This is a genomic window from Streptomyces sp. URMC 127 (genome assembly GCF_051386535.1).
Classification (GTDB): Bacteria; Actinomycetota; Actinomycetes; order Streptomycetales; family Streptomycetaceae; genus Streptomyces.
In genome coordinates this window covers 1-18113 of record NZ_JBPQTW010000133.1, presented here as the reverse complement: position 1 = coordinate 18113, position 18113 = coordinate 1, and the positions used below count along the sequence as shown (strand labels likewise).

21 protein-coding genes are annotated in these 18113 nt (G+C 69.1%); 10 read left to right on the top strand and 11 right to left on the bottom strand.

The window, feature by feature from the left end; genetic code table 11:
* Positions 1-214: 214 nt before the first annotated feature.
* Entirely contained in the window at positions 215-583 is a 369-nt protein-coding gene (locus ACSNOH_RS23470) for a hypothetical protein (RefSeq protein ID WP_030369746.1), read from the bottom strand.
* Positions 584-883: 300 nt separating this feature from the next.
* On the opposite strand from ACSNOH_RS23470, the gene ACSNOH_RS23465 reads away from it, so the two are divergent.
* The 9 genes from ACSNOH_RS23465 (at position 884) to ACSNOH_RS23425 (ending at position 8806) form a co-directional block, all read left to right on the top strand.
* Entirely contained in the window at positions 884-2629 is a 1746-nt protein-coding gene (locus ACSNOH_RS23465; protein ID WP_436723404.1) for a recombinase family protein, read from the top strand.
* 64 nt (positions 2630-2693) lie between these two features.
* Complete coding sequence (locus ACSNOH_RS23460; RefSeq protein WP_436723403.1) at positions 2694-3329, top strand: hypothetical protein; 636 nt, start codon at positions 2694-2696, stop codon at positions 3327-3329.
* 354 nt (positions 3330-3683) lie between these two features.
* Entirely contained in the window at positions 3684-3950 is a 267-nt protein-coding gene (locus ACSNOH_RS23455; RefSeq protein ID WP_436723402.1) for a helix-turn-helix domain-containing protein, read from the top strand.
* Between the two features lie 31 nt (positions 3951-3981).
* The gene (locus tag ACSNOH_RS23450) at positions 3982-4335 is read left to right on the top strand and encodes a hypothetical protein (protein WP_436723401.1); all 354 of its coding nucleotides are present in this window, start codon (positions 3982-3984) and stop codon (positions 4333-4335) included.
* 14 nt (positions 4336-4349) lie between these two features.
* Positions 4350-5261: a hypothetical protein gene (locus ACSNOH_RS23445; protein ID WP_436723400.1), complete on the top strand. Its 912-nt coding sequence runs from the start codon at positions 4350-4352 to the stop codon at positions 5259-5261.
* Between the two features lie 102 nt (positions 5262-5363).
* Positions 5364-5693, top strand: coding sequence for a hypothetical protein (locus tag ACSNOH_RS23440; protein ID WP_398303647.1), 330 nt, complete (start codon positions 5364-5366; stop codon positions 5691-5693).
* 571 nt (positions 5694-6264) lie between these two features.
* Positions 6265-7029, top strand: coding sequence for an Lsr2 family DNA-binding protein (locus ACSNOH_RS23435; RefSeq protein WP_436723399.1), 765 nt, complete (start codon positions 6265-6267; stop codon positions 7027-7029).
* Between the two features lie 62 nt (positions 7030-7091).
* Positions 7092-7427: a hypothetical protein gene (locus ACSNOH_RS23430; RefSeq protein ID WP_436723398.1), complete on the top strand. Its 336-nt coding sequence runs from the start codon at positions 7092-7094 to the stop codon at positions 7425-7427.
* Entirely contained in the window at positions 7424-8806 is a 1383-nt protein-coding gene (locus ACSNOH_RS23425) for a DUF3987 domain-containing protein (RefSeq protein ID WP_436723397.1), read from the top strand. Before ACSNOH_RS23430 ends, ACSNOH_RS23425 begins: the two co-directional genes overlap by 4 nt.
* A 63-nt stretch (positions 8807-8869) precedes the next feature.
* Here the strand turns inward: ACSNOH_RS23425 and ACSNOH_RS23420 are convergent, their stop codons facing one another.
* The 10 genes from ACSNOH_RS23420 to ACSNOH_RS23375 form a co-directional block, all read right to left on the bottom strand.
* Complete coding sequence (locus tag ACSNOH_RS23420; protein WP_436723396.1) at positions 8870-9058, bottom strand: hypothetical protein; 189 nt, start codon at positions 9056-9058, stop codon at positions 8870-8872.
* A 5-nt stretch (positions 9059-9063) separates the two neighbouring features.
* Positions 9064-9198 (bottom strand): hypothetical protein, encoded by a 135-nt coding sequence (locus ACSNOH_RS23415; protein WP_436723395.1) that lies wholly within the window; start codon positions 9196-9198, stop codon positions 9064-9066.
* Between the two features lie 490 nt (positions 9199-9688).
* A complete protein-coding gene (locus ACSNOH_RS23410; RefSeq protein ID WP_436723394.1) occupies positions 9689-9862 on the bottom strand; it encodes a hypothetical protein in 174 nt (57 codons plus the stop codon).
* A 371-nt stretch (positions 9863-10233) separates the two neighbouring features.
* A complete protein-coding gene (locus ACSNOH_RS23405) occupies positions 10234-11082 on the bottom strand; it encodes a helix-turn-helix domain-containing protein (RefSeq protein ID WP_436723393.1) in 849 nt (282 codons plus the stop codon).
* Positions 11083-11091: 9 nt separating this feature from the next.
* Positions 11092-11610 carry a DUF6879 family protein gene (locus tag ACSNOH_RS23400; RefSeq protein ID WP_436723392.1) on the bottom strand — a complete coding sequence of 173 codons (519 nt, stop codon included), beginning with the start codon at positions 11608-11610 and terminating at the stop codon, positions 11092-11094.
* Positions 11591-11899 (bottom strand): hypothetical protein, encoded by a 309-nt coding sequence (locus ACSNOH_RS23395; protein ID WP_436723391.1) that lies wholly within the window; start codon positions 11897-11899, stop codon positions 11591-11593. Before ACSNOH_RS23395 ends, ACSNOH_RS23400 begins: the two co-directional genes overlap by 20 nt.
* Before the next feature lie 190 nt (positions 11900-12089).
* Complete coding sequence (locus ACSNOH_RS23390) at positions 12090-13445, bottom strand: AAA domain-containing protein (RefSeq protein WP_436723405.1); 1356 nt, start codon at positions 13443-13445, stop codon at positions 12090-12092.
* Positions 13446-13483: 38 nt separating this feature from the next.
* Entirely contained in the window at positions 13484-15025 is a 1542-nt protein-coding gene (locus ACSNOH_RS23385) for a hypothetical protein (protein WP_436723390.1), read from the bottom strand.
* Positions 15016-16254 (bottom strand): hypothetical protein, encoded by a 1239-nt coding sequence (locus ACSNOH_RS23380; protein WP_436723389.1) that lies wholly within the window; start codon positions 16252-16254, stop codon positions 15016-15018. The genes ACSNOH_RS23385 and ACSNOH_RS23380 overlap by 10 nt, the downstream gene beginning before the upstream one ends.
* Entirely contained in the window at positions 16169-17158 is a 990-nt protein-coding gene (locus tag ACSNOH_RS23375; RefSeq protein ID WP_436723388.1) for a phosphatase PAP2 family protein, read from the bottom strand. The genes ACSNOH_RS23380 and ACSNOH_RS23375 overlap by 86 nt, the downstream gene beginning before the upstream one ends.
* A gap of 341 nt (positions 17159-17499) precedes the next feature.
* On the opposite strand from ACSNOH_RS23375, the gene ACSNOH_RS23370 reads away from it, so the two are divergent.
* Positions 17500-18093, top strand: a complete 594-nt coding sequence (locus ACSNOH_RS23370) for a histidine phosphatase family protein (RefSeq protein ID WP_436723387.1) — start codon at positions 17500-17502, stop codon at positions 18091-18093.
* The last annotated feature ends 20 nt before the right edge of the window (positions 18094-18113 follow it).

Sequence of the window (18113 nt, the reverse complement as noted above, 5' to 3'; positions counted from 1 at the left end):
GGTCGTGCTGCCGAGAGGTCATGGCGCCCATGCTCAGCGGTGCGCGCGCCGCGCATTCGCGTAGTTGCGGAAGTCGGGACAGGGCGGGGCGCGGTGCGCTATTTTGCGCGCCGCATATGCCAACGGCGTTTCGGGGTGCGCCCGGGTGCGCCGGGGGCGTGCCGGGGTACGAGGGACCCCGGGCCGGGGTGCGGCGCGCCTCAGGGCGTGCCGGTCACTCGCCGGTCCCGCCGCCGCGCAGCAGGTCACGGCCGAATTCGACCATCTTCTTCGCGTAGTCCTCGCTCCACTCGGCGCGCTCGGCGATCACGGCCGTCGACAGCCGGTCGAAGCGCCGGGGGTCGGCGAGCTGCGCCGCCGCCACCGCCTGGAACTCGGTCGCCCGGTCGGCGGCGGCCCGGAAGGCCAGCGCGAGCTCCGTGGAGCGGGCCAGCAGCTCCCGGGGATCCTCGATCGACTCCAGATCGAAGAAGTGCTCGGGGTCGGCGACCGCCTCCGGGGGCTCGAAGAGCAGCTGCGCGGGCTTCAGACGACGCGGCCGGTCGCTCGGGCCGGCGTCGGGAGCCGACTGCGGCTCGGACATGTACATACCTCCAGGATCGTCTGCACCGCCCTCCATTGTCCTGCGCGCCGCAAGGGCGCCCCGCCCGCCGGGGCGGGGCCCCGGCGGTGACGGCACCGGTCGCTCTGCGGCAGGCCGCCTTTCTTCGCCGGGCAGGCGCGTTTCGGCTGAGCGCCGTGGCGGGCCGCACCCGGTCTCACGGGCGCCACCGCACCCGGTGCTCGTTCAAGTGCGCCAGCACCGCATGGTTCGCTTCCCACCCCTGGGAAAACAAGATCACCAAATTTGGACCCCAGGGCTCCGGTAACGGAAGGTGAGGCTATGTCCAGTGCACGACTCTTGCCCGGTATGCGGGTCCTCAAGGTCCGGCGCATCAGCCGGGACACCGAGGACAGCTCCGCCCTGTTGCGACAGGGAGAGGAGCTGGACCGGGCGGCGGACGAGGGCCGCTTCGTCATCGCCGGTGAGGTCGAGGACGTGTGTGTCTCGGGCGCGGTCAACTTGGACGACCGGCCGAAGCTGGGCCGGTGGATGAAAGACCCGCTCTGGCACGAGTGGGACGCGATCATGGTCACGTCGCTGGACCGGATCACTCGGGATCAGCACCACTGGGACAGGTTCGCGGAGCGCTGCCACAAGGGCGGCAAGGAGATCGTTTGTCTCGATGACCCCAGCCTGGACATCCACACGCCCACGGGCCGGATGATCGCCTACATCAAGGCGACCCAGGCGCAGGAGTACCGCGAGGCCATCGTCAAGAAGCGTCGGAACCAGACGCAGTACTACCGGGACGCCAGCCTCTGGGGCGGGGGCACCTGGCCCTTCGGCTATCGGCCGGCCATGGTCGATCACCACGGCAAGCAGCGTTTCAAGCTGGTCATCGACCCGGTGACAGGGCCACTCATCCGGGAGGCGTACGAGCGGATCGCGGAGCAGGGGTGGTCTATGGGGCGGCTCTGCACCGACTGGAACTCTCGTCCCCGGCACGTCGCGGATTGCGTGGAGCAAGCCAGCAAGGAGCCACAGTGTGACTGCCCGCGCGGGGTTCTGACCTCTCAGGACTACCAGCGGAGCGTTAACGCCGCAGAGAAGAAGGTGGGCGTCAAGACGACCATCAAGGGGACCAAGTGGAGCACGTCCACTCTCGGCAAGATGCTGAAAAAGCCCACGCTCAAGGGTGTGGCCATGCACAAGGGCGAACCGCTGCTGAGGGATGGACTTCCTGTCCGATGGGCTGACCCAATCCTCACGGATGACGAGTTCGACAAACTACAGATTGCCGTTGCCGAACTGGGGAAGTACCGGGCGGGGATCAAGTCCAACGCGGCCCCCATGACGGGAGTCTTGTACTGCCCTTGCGGAATGAAGTGGTACGAGAACAGCTCGCTCGTGACGCTGCGGTCAGGGGAGACGAGGAAGCACAAGTATTTCCGCTGTTCGTCCTGGTCCAACGGTAAGGCGTGTCAGTTCTCTGCGTCGTGGCCGCAAGAGGAGATCTACACGGCGGTTGAGGAAACGTTCCTGTCGAAGTTCGGGGACCAGCACATAACAGAGCGTTCGTACATCCCTGGGAAGGACAACAGGGGGCAGATTAAGGAACTGGAGGCGGCCATGGAAAACCTTTCCCAGGCCATCGCCCAAGCTTCTTCCGCTGCCGCTGTTACGGCGCTCACTGCGACGCTTGAGCGTCACGCCACGAACCTGGCAACTCTGCAAAAGGAACCCTTCATCCCCGGCCGCTGGGAGGAGACGAGCACTGGCCAGACGTACCGCGCGAAGTGGAACCAGATGGCCGATTGGAAGGAGCGCGGATCTTTCCTTCGTAAGGCTGGGTTCCGAATGTTCATCGTAGGCAGCCCTAAGCTCGGGCTTGCCATTGGACTGATCACACCGAAGGACCTTCAAGCACGAGCGAGTGACGCGCTACAAGGAGCCTGGACATCCAGCGACGGTGAAGAGTACGAGCGCGGGGCGTACGCCGCTTTCCTCGGCATGATGGATGAGCTGATCCAAGAGATAACCGACCTGGAAGAGCTGAAGCGGGAAAAGCACCAGGACGCTTACTAGACACCGACGAACCATCGCGGGGCCCGGCGCTGTCCGGGCCCCGCATTTGATTGAGAGGAGCTTCATGGCGAATCCCGTTTACCCCCGTCAACTGCTGTCCGCAACGTATGACGTCAAGGAGGAATGGAGCCGAGCCCTGCTCGACTCTTTCGGGCCGGGGGGCCTGCTGGCGAGGGAGGCCCCTGACTTCGGCCGCGAACATCTGCTGTGGGCTCTGGTGCAACTCCGCTGCGTCAACGGGCGCACCGGAGCGATGTTCACCGGCGATACGACGATTTCGCAGATGTTGGGATACAACACCAGGGACCTGCCGGGGAAGCAGTGCCGGGAGACGTTGACGCGGTTCGGCTTCTTCACCCAGCACGGCAAGAAGGGCCGGGCTGCGTACCTGTTGCTGTCGGCTCCTGTCGCCGTCCTGGACGACTATCCGACGTTGGCCGGGGCCGTTCGCGGTGAAGTGGTCACGGTGCCCGACACGAAGCCCAGCAGGCCGAGGAAGAAGGCGACGTCGGTAGATGGGGAGTCACGGCCGGCTCAGCCCTCCGTAAACGGAACGGGCGAGGCTTGTTCGATGCACCCGGATGGGGCGTGCCCGGACTCGAACGACCCCTTCGGTGGGCCAGCTCCGTGGGAGTTGGTGGGATGCACGCGCACCCAAGCTGCGGAACCCTTGCATTTTCCCGCTGTGCCGGGGACTTAGTTGGTAGTACGTAGCTCATAGAGCGTAGGTAATAGTAGGTAGTGAGTAGGGCCCCTTTGTCGGGGCCCTCTCCCATTCATACCTCACAGTCCAGGCCCCTTGAGGGGGCCTGACCTGATACCGGACCCAGCCCAGGCAGACGGACCGTTGTTCCGCCCCCGCGGCCTGTGATCTGTATCTCATTTCAGTGCATGACCGTCCCGAAGTGCTCGAAATGACACGTACATATATAGTGAGAGGATTTTTTCGGGAACTCCTCTCGGTCATAGGCGCTAGACCCCGGCCCTCATCAGGCCGGGGTCTTTTTCATGCCTACCACCGTGCACTTCCGCATGGAACCGAATGGAGCTGCCAATGTTCGACCGCCACGCTTTCGCCGCCCGTCGTATCGCCCTGGGCCTGTCCGTCGAGGATCTGGCCGAGGAAATGACCGTTGCCCCCTCCACCATCCGCAGGTGGGAGAGCGGCGCCACTTCGCCGAGCCTCCGCACGCTCGTTGTCGCCTCGCGTCACCTGTGCACTTCGCTGCTGAATCTCGTCAAGAACGAGGACACCGAGGAGCGCCGCACGGCGGAGGCTGTAGCCGCCCTGCTGGCCGACGGATATGCCCCGGCTGCATGAAACCAAATGACTAGTTAAGGAGGTGTCGCCTGTGAGCGACCCCCAGACTGATTCCCATTCTCCGGCCCCGGTGCCGGCCGACGGTTCGGACACGGTCCGGGCGGAGGTGCAGCGCGAGTACGCGGCCAAGCTCGTCCATGCGGAACTCAGGGCCCAGGCAGCCCAGGCCGGTATCAAGCTGGGCGACGACTTCACCGATTACCTGGATGCTTCCAAGCTCCTCGGTGAGGACGGCACCCCTTCGGCCGAGGCCATCGGTAAGGCTCTGGCCCCGTTCGCGGCGGCACAGCAGCCGCAGTTCCCCCACCTCGTCGGCGCTGGCTTCCACCGTGACGGCGACCGCGTACCCGCCCGCCGCGTTTCCCTCGACATCCGTAAGCGCTAACCAGGAGTACCCATATGACCTTTGCCTACCAGAACCCCGCCACCCATACCTTCGTCCCGGAGATCTGGGATGCCGAACTCCTCGTTGCCTTTGACCCGCTGCTGGTGTGGGCTTCCCCGATCGTCGCCAACAACAAGTACGAGGGCGACATCCGGAAGCAGGGCGACGTAGTCCACATCAACTCGCTTCTGCGGCCGACCGTGGGCAACTACACCATCGCGGACGGCATGACGGCCCAGCGTCCGGAGACCGTTGATCAGAAGCTCCCCATTACTGAGGCCAAGTACCTCCAGGTACTCATAGAGGACGCGGAGCGGGTCCAGCTCGCCGGGGGCCTGGACTCCCCGATCAATCAGCAGATGATCCGCTCCCTTGCCCGCGAGGCCGACACCTTCATGGGCAAGGTGATCGCGAACAGCGCCACGGCTCTCCCCACGGTCAAGGCCACGGCCGAGAATGCCCCGCAGGCGCTCTACAGCGCCATCCTGGACATGATGCTGGCCCTGGACGATAACGACATCCCGGCGGGCCGTTACGTGGTCGTCTCGCCCCGCGTAAAGCGGTACCTGATCGAACATCCGGCCGTTGCCAACGCTGCCGCGTACGGCGAGGGCGGCGTGACCGCGAACGGCGTTGTGGCCAAGCTGGCGGGCTTCACCATCCTGACCACCACGGCCATGCCCAAGGGCGTGGACATCGTGGCCGGACACAAGGACTTCGCCACCTATGCAAGCCAGTTCACTGGGTTCCGTGAGGGCCAGTCGGAGAAGTACCGCGCCGACTACATCGACACCCTCCACCTGTACGGCGGCAAGATCGTGCGGTACCCGGAGCTGGACACCAAGAAGGCGGACAACACCTTTGATGAGTCCAAGCCGACCAAGGGAATCGTGAAGGCCGCCGTGGAATGGGTCACCGCGGCCTGACCCTGAATTAGTTCGGGCCCCTGCCGATGGGCGGGGGCCCGTTCCGTTCTCGGCCCAGAGTGCCGGCCACCGTCGCCAGAACCGGAGGAACCATTGCCTAGGATGCGCAACCCCAATTCGCCACACTCCCGTTTCCGGGATCAAATCGTGCTGCCCCTGCAACATGACCTTCCCGCACCCGAAATGCCCGCAGGAAGGGACTGGACGGACGCCGAACGAGCCCTCTGGGACGACCTCTGGTCCACGTCTCAGGCGTACATGTGGGACGACTCAACCGAGCACGTTGTAGCCGCCCTGGTCGTCTACTGGTCAGCCATTCTCGCCGGAACCGCAAGCAATACTCAGCACATGGAATACCGACACCTTTCGGAATCGCTCGGGCTGACTCCAAAGGGAATGAAGACGCTGGGATGGGTGATCGCCGATGAGTAAGCGCGCCGCCCTCGCTGGCCGCACCGGTGGCCACGGTGGGCCACGGAGCAGGGACCGTTACGGCTATCGCACCCGTTGGGACTGGGAGGACTGCCAGCGCCGTTGCCCTCCGAACCCTGGCCCCCATGACCACGGGCCCGAGTGCCAGGGGTTCGTCATCCCCTACTGCTCGACGGGCGGGAACACCTCGTGCCACTGCACCCATTGCGATACCGCACGGGCTGACTCACTGGCCGATTCGGAATCGGATCAGGAGTTGTACGAGAGGCTGAACCGGGAGTGAGAGCCGGGGCCCGGAAGGGCCCCGTTCCTGGCTGCGAAAATTTGATTGGCAAACGTGGTCGGAGGAAGGCACCCCCGGTGGGTCCTATTTCTTTTCAATTACCTATTACCCCCACCATTGCATTCACTAGAGTAATGCTTCAGTTATCTGTACGTTACCGTTCCGTGATACGGAAAGGGCAGGATTGATCTCACACCGCAACGACGAATGCGGACGGCCGTAAGAGCAACGCTCCGGCCACTCACTGAGACTTCACCTGCCAAGCCCGAATCAAAGGATTGCCGCGCCATGCGTAAGACCGTGCTCATGCCCGTTGAAAAGGTTCTGTGCGACGCCCACATAGCGCGTGACGGTTCCGAGGTAGAAGCGACGGACACCCTGACACTGGGGCGGCATTCCTGGGACCTGTGCCTGGAACACAACGTCATCTTTGGCCGCTACCTGTGCGATGCCTTGGGGGCACCCTCCGAGGGTGAAGCCGTGCCCACTGAGCCGGAGTCCGTGCCGGATGCTGATTCTGTGCCCGTGGTTGAGCCGTCGTCTGTCGTGTCCGAGTGCGAGCCGGACGACGTGGACGTGAGCGAGGAAGCGAACGAGCCTGATCCTGTGCGATCCGTGATGATCGCGGGTGAGGTACCGGGGTACGACTGGGACACGGCCCGTGAGGCTGTGCGGAACCTGGGTTATGAGGTGGTGGGCCGCGCTGATGAGTCCACCGTGCTCCTGATCCTGGGTGAGGGTGGCGACCGCAACGCAACCAAGCTGCGGGACGCGTCCGAGCGTGGCATCCCGTGCATGGACGTGCGTGCTCCGGGCCGGTTCAAGGACGCTGTCCGGGCAGGGAAGTTGGTCGGTGGTGACCCGCTTCCCGAGCCTGCCAAGGTCGATCGGTCGGGCATGAGCGACCGCGAGCGCAACCGGCTGATCCGGGCATGGGCCCGAAAGAACGGGTGGCCGAACCTCCCTGTCCAGGGCCGCGTCCCTATGAACGTCCGGCACGCGTACGAGCTGGCCCACCGGGAGCCTGTGCAGGGAAAAGCGGCAGCGGCCTGAGTGCCGCGCCCACGGTGACGGCTGCTGAGTGCGGCCGTCACCCCCGGCCCAGTGACCTGAGCGTGTGGAAGAGCGCCAAGGGCTACGGGGCCAACTCCAAGCCGTCCAAGGGTGACTGCACTCCCGGTTCCTGGGTCACCTGGACCACGCCCAAGGGCAAGAGCCGTACGGGAGTCGTCAGCGACGACCCGCTATCGGTCGCCGCTGTCCGCCGTCACGTCCCGTTCAACAAGGTGTCCCGCTGTACCGCCGTGATCGTTCCGGCGGACGGGGGAGACGTGCTCCCCCTGCTGCGGAAGACCGCCAAGGAACCCCACCAGACCAAGGACGGGGGCCGCTGGCGCCCCGTCGTCTCCCTCCGCAACCGAACCAACTCCCAGGAAGTCAAGGCAGCATGAGCACCCCCGTTTTCTACGGCCCGATCGGCCGTGCCGTCCGCAAGATCGCTCCCTTTGCGGAAACCGATCCGCTCGGTATCTACGTCGCCGTTCTGTCGATGTGGTCGGCCGCGATCGGGGGCACGGTCAAGGTGTCATCCCGTGGCAGTGCCCGCCCCGTGTTGCTGTGGTCGGCCCTGGTGGCCGGAACGGGACGCGGTAAGGGGACCGCGCTCCGGGCCGCTCATCACGTCCTGGACAAGTCTCTGGGCCGCTTCCTGGCCACCCACACCACATCCGGCATCACGTCCGGCGCGAGTCTCGTCAATCACCTCTGGGACCAGCAGGAAGCGACCGCCGAAACCGAACACGGTCGGGATGTCCGGGCCCTGGTGGTGGAAGAGGAGTGGACGGAGGTTTTGAAGCGGGTCAAGCGTGACCCGTCGTTCACCACCAAACTCCGCGCTGCGTGGGACGGGGCAACTCTGCGCAACACCACCAAGGAAGAGGCGCAGGAAGTGCGGGACCCGGCCCTGGTGCTGCACTCCCACATCACTCCGTCCGACTGGGCCAAGTATGTGGGCGAGTCGGAAGCGGCCGGAGGCTCGTACAACCGCATCCTGCCCTTCCTCCTCGGCTCGGTCCCGATGCTGGACGACGACCGGGTGACCCTGCCGAAGGTGGACGGCGCCGAGCTGGCCGACGCCTACGGCTGGGCCACCGCCCGACCCCGCGTGATCACCCTCTCCGAGGACGCCCGACCGTTGTGGCGGATCGTACGGCGCTACGCCCGCATCCTCGGGGAGACGCTGCCGGAAGCACAGGCGGTGTTCATCGAACGGACCGCAGAGCAGACGCTCAGGGTGGCCGCCTGCCTCGCGGCCTCCGAGTGCTCCGAGTCCATCACGGAAGAGATGCTGTCGGCCGCGTTCTCCCTCGTACGCCGCTCCGTCCAGGACGCGGTCCGCATCAGCAAGGGAGCTACCTCCCCGAAGGTGAAGCGGCAGCGGCTCAGCCTCGCGGACAAGGTCCGGGCCCGGATCGAGATGCACGGCGGTCGGGCCACCTCCTCACAGATCCTCCCGTACGTCGGGGCCACGGCCGAAGAGGTCAAGGCACTGCCCGGAATCGTCGTCACCGTGGAACGGTCGGGGAAGACCGGTCGGCCGGCCACCGTTTTCACGCTCCGCGGTGACCATTCCGGAACCGTGACGGAACCGGTATCCCATTCTCGCGAGCCCATGCCGGCCGCCCCGGAACGGGAGGTGCAGCGAGCCACGGTCGTCCAGCTCGACGCCTACCGTCCCGCCCTCGTTCCGGCCTCGACCCCGGCCCCCGCGAAGCGGTCGGCAGCTCCCGTTCCCGCGCTTGCCGACAACCCGTTCCGCGCTCTGCTCTGAACGGTCGAATCAAACCAAGAACGCCCCCGCCAATCGGCGGGGGCGTTCCTTTGCTGCGGCGACTCACACGAGACTGATTCCGGCCTTGGCCTTGATGGTGTCCACGGCCTCTTCGGTGAGCCAGCGAAGGGGGACCACGGTCCACTTCTCGCCCTTGCGCATGACCACGGCGTTACCGTCCCTGGTACGTCCGACGTGAATGAAGCCGTGATCACGTCGCAGGTCTTTCGCCAGGTTCTCGCCGTGGATCACGGGCGTTACTTCCCTTCGCGGTCCTCGTCGTCGGCCATGCTGCTGTGCACGTCCCCGTTCTGTGAGACGCGGGTGTCGGGATCAGTCGGCTGGTCCTGGTTGGCGTGCGGGTCCCAGTTGTCCTCGTTCTTCTTACCCATTCTCACGCGCTCCTTCCTGTCGAACACTGAGGCGACACGGGGAGTCGCCCCGCGCCGTCGTACAACCCGCCCCGGTGTCACTCGACCTGTCCAGGGTTCTTGATCCACCGGGGCGGGAGCTACGCCGCCCCTGCCGGGGAATCCGAGGGGGAATGGTTGCGGATGCGTCCCGGCAGGGACGGGGCCTTACGGGTGCTTCGGCTTCCTAGGTCCGAAGCGGACGCCCTCACCGCCTAGGCAGCACCCCGCATACGAGGGCGGACCGGGGCGAGCGCCTGAGCACGTCAACTCAGACGGGGCACGGCCTGCCCCTGCACAAGGCTTGTCCGGTCGGGAGCGTCACTCTGTCCTCCGCCCCTACCGCGCCGCGCCGCCACGGTCACGGGAGAGGCGGAAACCTACAGCGGCAGCGTGAGCACCAAGCCCACGACCGCCCACGTCAGGAACTCAACGAGGCCGGACAGAACAGCCAGCACCAGGCGGCCGGGCCTCATTCCTCGGTTGCCTCGGGGTAGACCTTGCGGGGTAGCTCGTGGCCCCGGTGCTGCGGGATGTAGACCACCCCGGAACGCTTGTCGAGGGCCCCGCCGTATTGCGTCCACCAACCCTCGGGAGAGTCCGCGTACGGGCCGTCAGGGTCCTGTGTGAGGTCTACGAGGGTCACCAGCTCAGGGTCCGGTAACGGGCCCGTCTTGCGTCGCTGGACTCTCGCGGGAGCCGTCACCGCGCGGCCTTGGGCTTCGGGCACTCCGGGTGGTGCCGGTAGATCACAGCCGGGGAGGCCGACGCCCTTTCGACCGTCGTGCGGCGGCACAGCTCAAGGCTCTTGATCGGCTTCCGGCAGTTGGGACACGTGTGCCCCGAAGGGGCGTAGGTCGTGTACTCCGACTGCCGCGCATCCCACTGTCGTTCGTCGGTGTTCCTCGCCTGCGTCGCGCTCGCCATACTCGCCGTCCCCTCACGTGGTCCGATGGCGACCACGCTAGAAACAGTGGAACCTCAACTACCAGGCGGTTGCACGAGGTTGCACGTCAATTACCCGAGGGCATCCAGGGCCGATGTGATCAGCGCACGAGCAGGAGCCCCATAGACCGCCAGCGCTGCCAGTTCCGCGAACGTCTCTGCGTACATGGCTATCTCGCTCGGCTGTGTAATCGTGAGGTATCCAGAGATCAACTCGACGTTGACCTGTGCCGCGTCATAGATCCAGAACCCCTCGGCCGGCCAGCGCTCCCGATCCGGTGTCATGGGGACAACTCCCAGGCTGACATTGGGTAGTGAGGCAATCGAGACCAGGTGGCCAAGCTGTCCGGCCATGACCTCAGCGCCACCGATCCCGGCTCGCAACACTGACTCCTCGACGAGGAACGCAAACTGGCGATCACCCTCGTACAAGACCCGCTGACGCTCCATCCGGACAGCGACCGCTTCGGCTACGTCGTCCACCAAGCCGCGCCGCCGCTGGATCGCTTGCAAGGCTACCGTCGTGTACGGCTGCGTCTGGATCATGCCAGGCACGAGCCAGGAGGAGTAAGAACGGAAACGACGGGTCCGCTGGTACAGCGGCAGGCGGGCCTCCTGGGCCTGCTTGAGCCCTGCCCGCTCCATGCGCCGCCAGCCAACCCACATTCCCTCGGCCGTGCGCAGCATGGCAATCAAATCTTCGGTCTGGTCCTCGGCCTCGCACGCCCGGCACCACGCCCGAATGTCGTCGGCGGATGGAGGCGTACGACCGTTCATGATCCGGGACGACTTGGACCGGCTCCACTCGCAGCGCTCAGCGAGTTCGGCCCCTGTGAGCCCAGCATCCCGGCAAAGCTCCCCGAGTCGATCCGCGAGAGCCTGCCGGGCCTGCTGGGCACTGGAAGAAGCAGAGACAGCCATAGCGCGCGATCAGCTCGGCCGGTACTCCGCATGAGGAATGGCGCGCTCCCAAGCCGCCTCGTACGCCCTGATGTACTGGGCGGCCAACGCCGGTTCGTGCAGAACCTCCATACGCGGGCCGGTCCACTGTCCGTCGCCGCTGAAGTGGTGCAGGATCACGGTTTCCTCGTCTATAACCCACCCGTCCAGCGCGGGGAGCAGTAGATCACGCGCCCGCGAGCGAGGCAGCCAACGGACATCCTCACCCGCTGCGACGTTCGTGAACGTGCCGTCGTACTCGTACCGCACGTAGTCACTCAGCGGCTCGGAGACCACGCGCAGACGACGCATGGCCACACCCCGGCCGGTCGCCTCGGCCACCACGTCCAGCCACGAGCGCCACCACGACTCACGGTCGGCAGGGTCGTACCGGTGCCCTTGCTGCCACCGGATGAACTCGGGGTCATCCCGCATGTAGCTGTCCCGCATCTCCAGGTGCAGCGCGGAGCGCTGCGCCTTGGCGAGTGCTTCACGTACCGCTGTTGCCACCGTCGTCCTCGCTGTCGTCCTCGTTGCTGGCGTCGTCGCACATGCTTGCCACGTCCTCCGGACGGGGGATGAACTGGAGCATGTTCGCGGGCAGCCGGATCACCGTTTCATGCTCCGGCACGTCCGTGGAGTGGCCAGGGACCGACCCCACTTCCTGAGCTGCACGAATCGTTGGCTGGTCCGCCTTCCATGACTGGATGATCAGGTCCCCCGTCGTGTCGTCCAGCCAGATCGTGGGTGAACCGTCGTCCGGGGTGTTGGGCCAGATCCCCAGGAACTTTAGGGCCATTGGATACTCCTCTGCCGAGTCGGTTGCACAGACGTGCACGAGCCTCACTCTCCCGGCTGAGCAGCGTCAAGAGGGCGGGCAGGCGCCAGCGCCGTAACGGCGTCCACCAGGGTTGGCCACGTGACCAACGCATGACCAACAGCGGTCCGAACGCTGGGGCGCGACGTGCGGAGGCTGGCCGCCGCTGTGCTCAGGGACGCCAGGCCACGCGGTGCTCTTGGAGGTGCAGCCATGTGGTAAACATTGCATCCCAGCCGTCCGGGAACTTCACCGTCACCCCCAGCTGCACCGGCTCCGTCGACGGGTGTTCGTCCAGGAGGCGGTCCACGCCCGCGCGGCAGACGACGATGCACGCGTGCCGGTGCCGGGAGGCGAGCACGCACAGGCGGCCCGTCTCCAGGTGGAAGGCCGTCGCGTCGGGGCGGCCCGACAGCGGGTGGAGGACGACCGTCACGTCGAACTCCCGGCCCTGCAGCCGGTTCGCCGTGTCGACCGTGATGCCCTGCACGCCCAGGCCTGCCAGCGCCGCGCGGACCGCCGCGGCCTGGTCGCGGTGGGCCGTGCCGACGGCGATCCGGGCGGCCGTGAGCGGCACCGGCTCCGGCGCCGCCTCGCTGACCGTCACCCCGCCCCGGTCCAGCAGCCGCCGCACGACGCGCGCGACCGCGCCGACCGCCTCCGGGTCCGTGCGCGGCGTGTGCCGGGCGGGGAGCTCCAGCAGGCCCCAGCCGGCCGCGGCCGCCTCGTCCAGCACCCGGTCCGGGCCGGAGCCGTCCGACGCGACGCCGAAGGACAGCCGGCGGTCGCCGTGACCCGTGCCGCTGCGGAAGGGCGTGTACGGATAGAAGGCGGCCGACACCAGCGGCGCGGCGGACGCGGGCAGCCGCCAGGACACCGGCAGCCGGTGCTGCGGCAGCCGCGGGTTGTGGGCGAGCAGCGTGCTCACCGCGCTCGCCGACGGGTCGTACGACAGCCCGGCCCACTGGGCGACGCCGTCCGCACCCACCACGCTGAACGGATCCAGCTGCCCGGGGTCGCCGACGAACAGCGCCCGCTCGAAGAGCCCGGCCACGGCGAGCAGGGCGTCCGACCGCATCTGGTAGGCCTCGTCCACGATCGCGTGGCCCCACGGCTCGGCGACCTTCGTGTGCGCCCACTTGGCGGCCGTGGACACCACGACCGGCAGCCCCGCCAGCTCCGCCGCCTTCGCGGAGGTCACCACCGAGGGCAGGGCGTCGAGCGCCCGGTCGTACGGGCTCGCGTCGCTGCTGTGCAGCCGCCCCACCGGCAGCTCGGGGTCCTTCGCGGCCAGCCGCAGCACCAGGTCGTCGACCTGGGCGTTGGTCTGCGCGACGACCATCAGCGGGCGGCCCGCCGCGGCCAGCTCCCGCGCGGCCCGCACGACGAGCGTCGACTTGCCCGCGCCGGGCGGCGAGTCGACCACGACGCCGCGCTCCGGGCTGTGCAGGGTGTCGTCGAGGATCCTGCGCGTGACGTCCTCGGCGGCCGCGCCCGGATCCCAGCCGGCCCCCCGCCTCGGGGGCACAGCACCCGAGGCGTTCTCCGCACACACCGTGGGCGTCCTCACAGCAGATCCTCCGCGGTCACCGGGTCGGGCAGTTCGGCCGCCGGCTCGCCGGGCGGCCCGCCGTGCGTCCACGGCGTCCGCTCGGGACCGGGCAGCTCCGGGCCGCCGCGCGGGGCGTGCTCGAAGAGCGTCCAGCACACGCGGTCCCCCTTCTCCGGCACCGAACCCGGCTCGGGCACCTTGCCCCGCCCCATGCCGCCCGTCAGACGCACCGTCAGCGCCCCCGGATCCCCGGGCACGTGGCCCACGAACTCCGCGGGCTGCGCCTTGCCGTCCGGCAGGACGCGGTGCACCTTCGCCCCCTCGGCGAGCTGCGGGCCGTCGTCCGTGCGCACGGTGACCAGCGGCCTGGGCCGCGGCACCTTCGCCTCCGTGTACTCCATCACCACTTCGGTGACCTCCCCCGCGAACGCCTCGCCCGCAAGCCGCCGCTCCGCCATCACCAGCGGATCGTCCAGCGCCTCCTGGGCCTCCAGCTGAGCCTGGGCCGCCTCCCGCGCCGCGAGCTTGCGGGCGGCCGTCACCGCGTCGTCGCGCCGCGGCTGCGGCGGCTCGCCGGCCCGGACGCGGTCCCGGTGCGCGGTGTACGACCAGCGGTCCCGCTTCCACCGCTCGCCGGCCCGCTGCCCTTCGGGCAGCTCCCGCAGCAGGTCGACGCCGCGCCAGACCGCCTCCCACGTGGGACGCAGCTGCGTCTCCAGGAGCGCCCGGAGCTCCTCCACCGCGCCCGGCAGACCGGCGTCGCAGCGCGCGACGGCGGGAGCCAGGAGCTTGTTGTCGAAGGCCGGGTCGGTGGCCGGGCCCGCCGGAGGGTGCAGCAGCTGCCCCGCCTCGTCCCGCGCGAGCTCCGCCCGCAGCGCCGCCTCCGCGCCCGTCAGCCCCTCCGGCGGGTCGATCCAGGCGAGCAGCGCGCCCAGGTGCTGGTCTTCCAGGCGGCTCTGGCCCGTGGCCCAGTGGCGGCCGAGGAGCCCGGTCATCGGCAGCAGCAGCGACGAGCCGGGCACCCGGGCGCGCTCGCCGAAGTGCGTCAGCCAGCGGCCGAGGAGCGGCACGCGCGGGGGAGCCGGATGGGGCGTGTCCGGGTCCTGCTCCGCGGTGCGGCGGAAGCGCATGGAGCGCCCGAGCAGCCGGACGTACGAGACGCCCGCCGCGCTCGGCACCAGCAGCTGCGGCGCCTCTGCGCACAGCTCCACCTGGACCGTCGCCTTCTTGCCGGTCTCCGGGTCGGTCTCCTTGCGCTCCTCTAGGGTGACGTCCCCGGCGAACCCCTCGACGTACGGCAGCATCTCCTCGGCCAGCTCGGCGAGGAAGGCCGAGCGCAGCTCCCGGTCGCGGGGCTGCGGCACGACCAGCAGCCGGGGCCGCTCGCGGTCGGTGCCGAGGAGCGCGCCGAGCGGGGCGCCGGCCTCGCCCGCGGTGGTCAGCGGGACGAACACCATCGGCCGCTCGGCGAGATGCCGGTGGCGCACGGTCGTCAGGGGCCGTGCGCGCCCGTCCCGTACGGCTTCGAGGCGGGCGAGCGTCGTGATCAGAGACATGCGGCCCCGCTTCCCGCGAGCGGCGGCGCCAGGGCTTCGGCGCGGAGGGCCGCGGCGCGGCGCAGCGCCACGACGGCCGGGTCGGGGACGCAAGCCCCCTCCTCGCCGTGCTCGCCGGGCGGCTCCCCGAGCGCGGCGGCGAGCACGGACTCGACGGTCGTCAGCCCCCCGAGCTCCCCGCGCAGCCCCCGGCCGAGGGCGGCCACCGATCCCTCGGCGCGGGCCCGGGCGCGGCAGTGGAAGGCCAGCTCGCAGGCGGCCAGGCACTCCGGTGCGTAGGCGGCCTCGACGGACTCGACGGCGGCGGCGAGCTCCTCGGCGGGCCGGCGGGCCGTCCTGCCGTCGTCGGCGAGGCACAGGTCGAAGGTGGTGCCGGCGGGCAGCCCGGCGGCGATGTCCTCCAGCCGGGCGAGCCGGGCGAGCTGGCGGCGGGTGGTGGCGCGCGGCTTGCGGATGTCGACGAGCCGGGCGACCGGGACGTTGGCGAAGTCCTTCGGGCAGACCAGCAGGATCTCGTGGCGCACGCGCGCGGGGTCCCCGTCGCCGAGCCGGGCCGCGAGCTCCTCCAGCGCCAGGGCGTAGACGGCGGCCTGCCGGGCGGCGGCGCCCACCTTGCCCGGGTCGGCCGCGCCGTCGATCACGGGGAAGGACTTGATCTCGACGACCGTCCACGTCCCGTCGGGGTGGACGACCACGGCGTCGGGCTCCAGGAAGGCGGGCGCGCCGGCCACCGGGAGGGCGAGCAGCGGGTGGTCGAGGAGCGCCCAGCGGCCCGCGGGCGTGGCCTCGCGCAGGGCGAGGGCCGTCCGGGCGGTGCGGCCCTCGGGGCCGCCCGCCGTCAGGTCGGGCACGTCGACGGAGCCGGGCCCGGGGGCCGGGGTGCCGTCGCGCAGCTGTTCATGGAGCAGCCGGACGAGCTCCGTGCCGCCGTCGGCCTTGGCGCGGGCCTCGAAGGAATGGCCGCGCACGATCGCGAACTGCGACTGCCCGAAGGCGGCCGGCGCGCCGAGGGCCCGGGCCAGGGCGGACTTGTCGACTCCGGCGCCGTCGAGCAGGACCCGGCGGCGGCAGCCGGGGTTGGCGGCGAGGGCCGCGAGGGCGCGGGCGTCGAGCGGGCGCTGCGCGCTGCCCGGCCCGCGCAGCTCAGCGAGCCGCTGCCGCAGTGCCGCCGGTGCGGGTGTCGCCGGCGGCGCCGTGGGCCGGCTGTCGGGGGATCTGGTCACTGGCATCCGCCTCGAAACGTCGCTGCGGCGCTCCCGGACGGCCGTCTCCGGCAGCGGAGCCGGAGGCCGCCGCCCGGACGAGCGCTGTACCCGCCGAAGTCTCGCACCCGCCACTGACATTCGCGGGCGTCCCGGCGGTTTCCTCGCGTCCCGCGCCGGTCAGGCGGCCCTTGAGAGCGTCGACCAGGCGCAGCGCGGGCTTGGCCAGCAGCAGCCCGGCGACCATGACGGCGGCGCCCGCGAGGGCGTCGAGGAAGTAGTGGTTGGCGGTGCCCATCACGACGAGGGTGATGGCGAGCGGGTAGACGACACCGGCGGCCTTGGCCCAGGGGGTGCGCCCCTGGCGCCAGAGGACGACGCCGCACCACAGGGCCCAGCCGACGTGGAGGCTCGGCATCGCGGCGTACTGGTTGGTCATCCCGCCGAGGCCGCGGGGGGCGCTCGCTTCGCCGCCCCACCAGCCGTAGGAGCCGTACTGGGCCATCGTGTCGACGAAGCCCTCGCCCGCGTCGAGGAGCCGGGGCGGGCAGGTGGGCAGCAGGGTGAAGCCGACGAGGCCGATCAGGGTGGAGATCATCAGCCAGCTGCGCTGGAGGCGGTATTCGGCCGGGCGGCGCCGGAAGAGCCAGACGAGGAGCGCGGGCGTGAGGAGATAGTGCAGCGACGCGTAGGCGAAGTCGGCGGGTATGCCGAGGGCCGGGTGGTCGGTGAACAGCCGGTTGAGCGGGTGCTCGAAGTTTATCCGGAACGTTTTCTCAAGATCGAGAATAGCCAGGCCGTGATCGACGGCGGGCTGCACGTCGCCCCGGACCAGCAGCCGGCCCATGGAGTACAGCCCGTACACCACGGCGATCAGCGGCAGCTCGGTCCACCAGCGCGGCCGCTTCCCAAGCGGTGCGGTGCGGTACATCCGTACGCTCTCCATTTGTTCCGACGGCCAACAAGCGCGCATGCCACCGTACGGTGTACGTCGCATCGATCGCACACCGCCCCGCAGCTTCCCGGAAACGCCGGCTTCGCCTGTTGTTCGGCCGGCGGCGCGGAGGGGTGCGGCGAGGGAGACGCTGCAATCGGCGCCGGGGTTGCCTGTGACGGGTGTGAGAACTGCGAACCGGGCGACTCGGCGGGTGAGCGATGATGGAGAACGAGCAGATCGTTTCTGTCGCCGTTCTTTTGAAAACCTCCGTTCGGTGCGGCGTTCTGTGATGAGTTCTGTTGGAAAAATCACCGAAGACTGAGAAGGGGCGCGTCATGGCACCGCGGATCCTGCTGGCCCGCCACGGACAGACCGAGTGGTCGCTGTCCGGCAAGCACACCGGCCGCACGGACATCCCGCTCCTCGACGAGGGCCGGCGCGGCGCCAAGCTGCTGGGCGAGCGGCTGCACCGCGCCCCCTGGGACGGCCTGCCCGGCGTCGAGGTCCGCACCAGCCCCCTGCTGCGCGCCCACGAGACCTGCGAGCTGGCCGGCTTCGGCGACCGGGCCACCCCCTGGGACGCCCTCATGGAGTGGGACTACGGCGCCTACGAGGGCATGACCCCCGCCGAGATCAAGGCGCAGCGCCCCGGCTGGCTGATCTGGCGCGACGGCGTCCCCGGCGGCGAGACCACCGCCGAGATCTCCGCCCGGGCCGACGAGGTCGTCGAGTGGGCCCGCTCCGCCGACCGCGACGTGCTGGTCTTCGCCCACGGCCACATCCTGCGCACCATCGCCGCCCGCTGGATGGGCGAGGACGTCTTCTTCGGCTCCCGCATCCGCCTGGAGCCCACCTCGCTGTCCGTCCTCGGCTGGGCCTACGGGGCCCCGGCGCTCGAGCGCTGGAACGACACCGGCCACCTCGGCTGACGCCCCCCGCCCGCCCGGGC

Excerpts from the sequence above, each read along its gene's own strand:
- ACSNOH_RS23470 (WP_030369746.1), bottom strand. The coding sequence starts at position 583 with ATGTCCGAGCCGCAGTCGGCTCCCGACGCCGGCCCGAGCGACCGGCCG.
- ACSNOH_RS23465 (WP_436723404.1), top strand. The coding sequence starts at position 884 with ATGTCCAGTGCACGACTCTTGCCCGGTATGCGGGTCCTCAAGGTCCGG.
- ACSNOH_RS23460 (WP_436723403.1), top strand. The coding sequence starts at position 2,694 with ATGGCGAATCCCGTTTACCCCCGTCAACTGCTGTCCGCAACGTATGAC.
- ACSNOH_RS23455 (WP_436723402.1), top strand. The coding sequence starts at position 3,684 with ATGTTCGACCGCCACGCTTTCGCCGCCCGTCGTATCGCCCTGGGCCTG.
- ACSNOH_RS23445 (WP_436723400.1), top strand. The coding sequence starts at position 4,350 with ATGACCTTTGCCTACCAGAACCCCGCCACCCATACCTTCGTCCCGGAG.
- ACSNOH_RS23440 (WP_398303647.1), top strand. The coding sequence starts at position 5,364 with ATGCGCAACCCCAATTCGCCACACTCCCGTTTCCGGGATCAAATCGTG.
- ACSNOH_RS23435 (WP_436723399.1), top strand. The coding sequence starts at position 6,265 with ATGCGTAAGACCGTGCTCATGCCCGTTGAAAAGGTTCTGTGCGACGCC.
- ACSNOH_RS23425 (WP_436723397.1), top strand. The coding sequence starts at position 7,424 with ATGAGCACCCCCGTTTTCTACGGCCCGATCGGCCGTGCCGTCCGCAAG.
- ACSNOH_RS23415 (WP_436723395.1), bottom strand. The coding sequence starts at position 9,198 with ATGGGTAAGAAGAACGAGGACAACTGGGACCCGCACGCCAACCAGGAC.
- ACSNOH_RS23405 (WP_436723393.1), bottom strand. The coding sequence starts at position 11,082 with ATGGCTGTCTCTGCTTCTTCCAGTGCCCAGCAGGCCCGGCAGGCTCTC.
- ACSNOH_RS23395 (WP_436723391.1), bottom strand. The coding sequence starts at position 11,899 with ATGGCCCTAAAGTTCCTGGGGATCTGGCCCAACACCCCGGACGACGGT.
- ACSNOH_RS23385 (WP_436723390.1), bottom strand. The coding sequence starts at position 15,025 with ATGTCTCTGATCACGACGCTCGCCCGCCTCGAAGCCGTACGGGACGGG.
- ACSNOH_RS23380 (WP_436723389.1), bottom strand. The coding sequence starts at position 16,254 with ATGCCAGTGACCAGATCCCCCGACAGCCGGCCCACGGCGCCGCCGGCG.
- ACSNOH_RS23375 (WP_436723388.1), bottom strand. The coding sequence starts at position 17,158 with ATGTACCGCACCGCACCGCTTGGGAAGCGGCCGCGCTGGTGGACCGAG.
- ACSNOH_RS23370 (WP_436723387.1), top strand. The coding sequence starts at position 17,500 with ATGGCACCGCGGATCCTGCTGGCCCGCCACGGACAGACCGAGTGGTCG.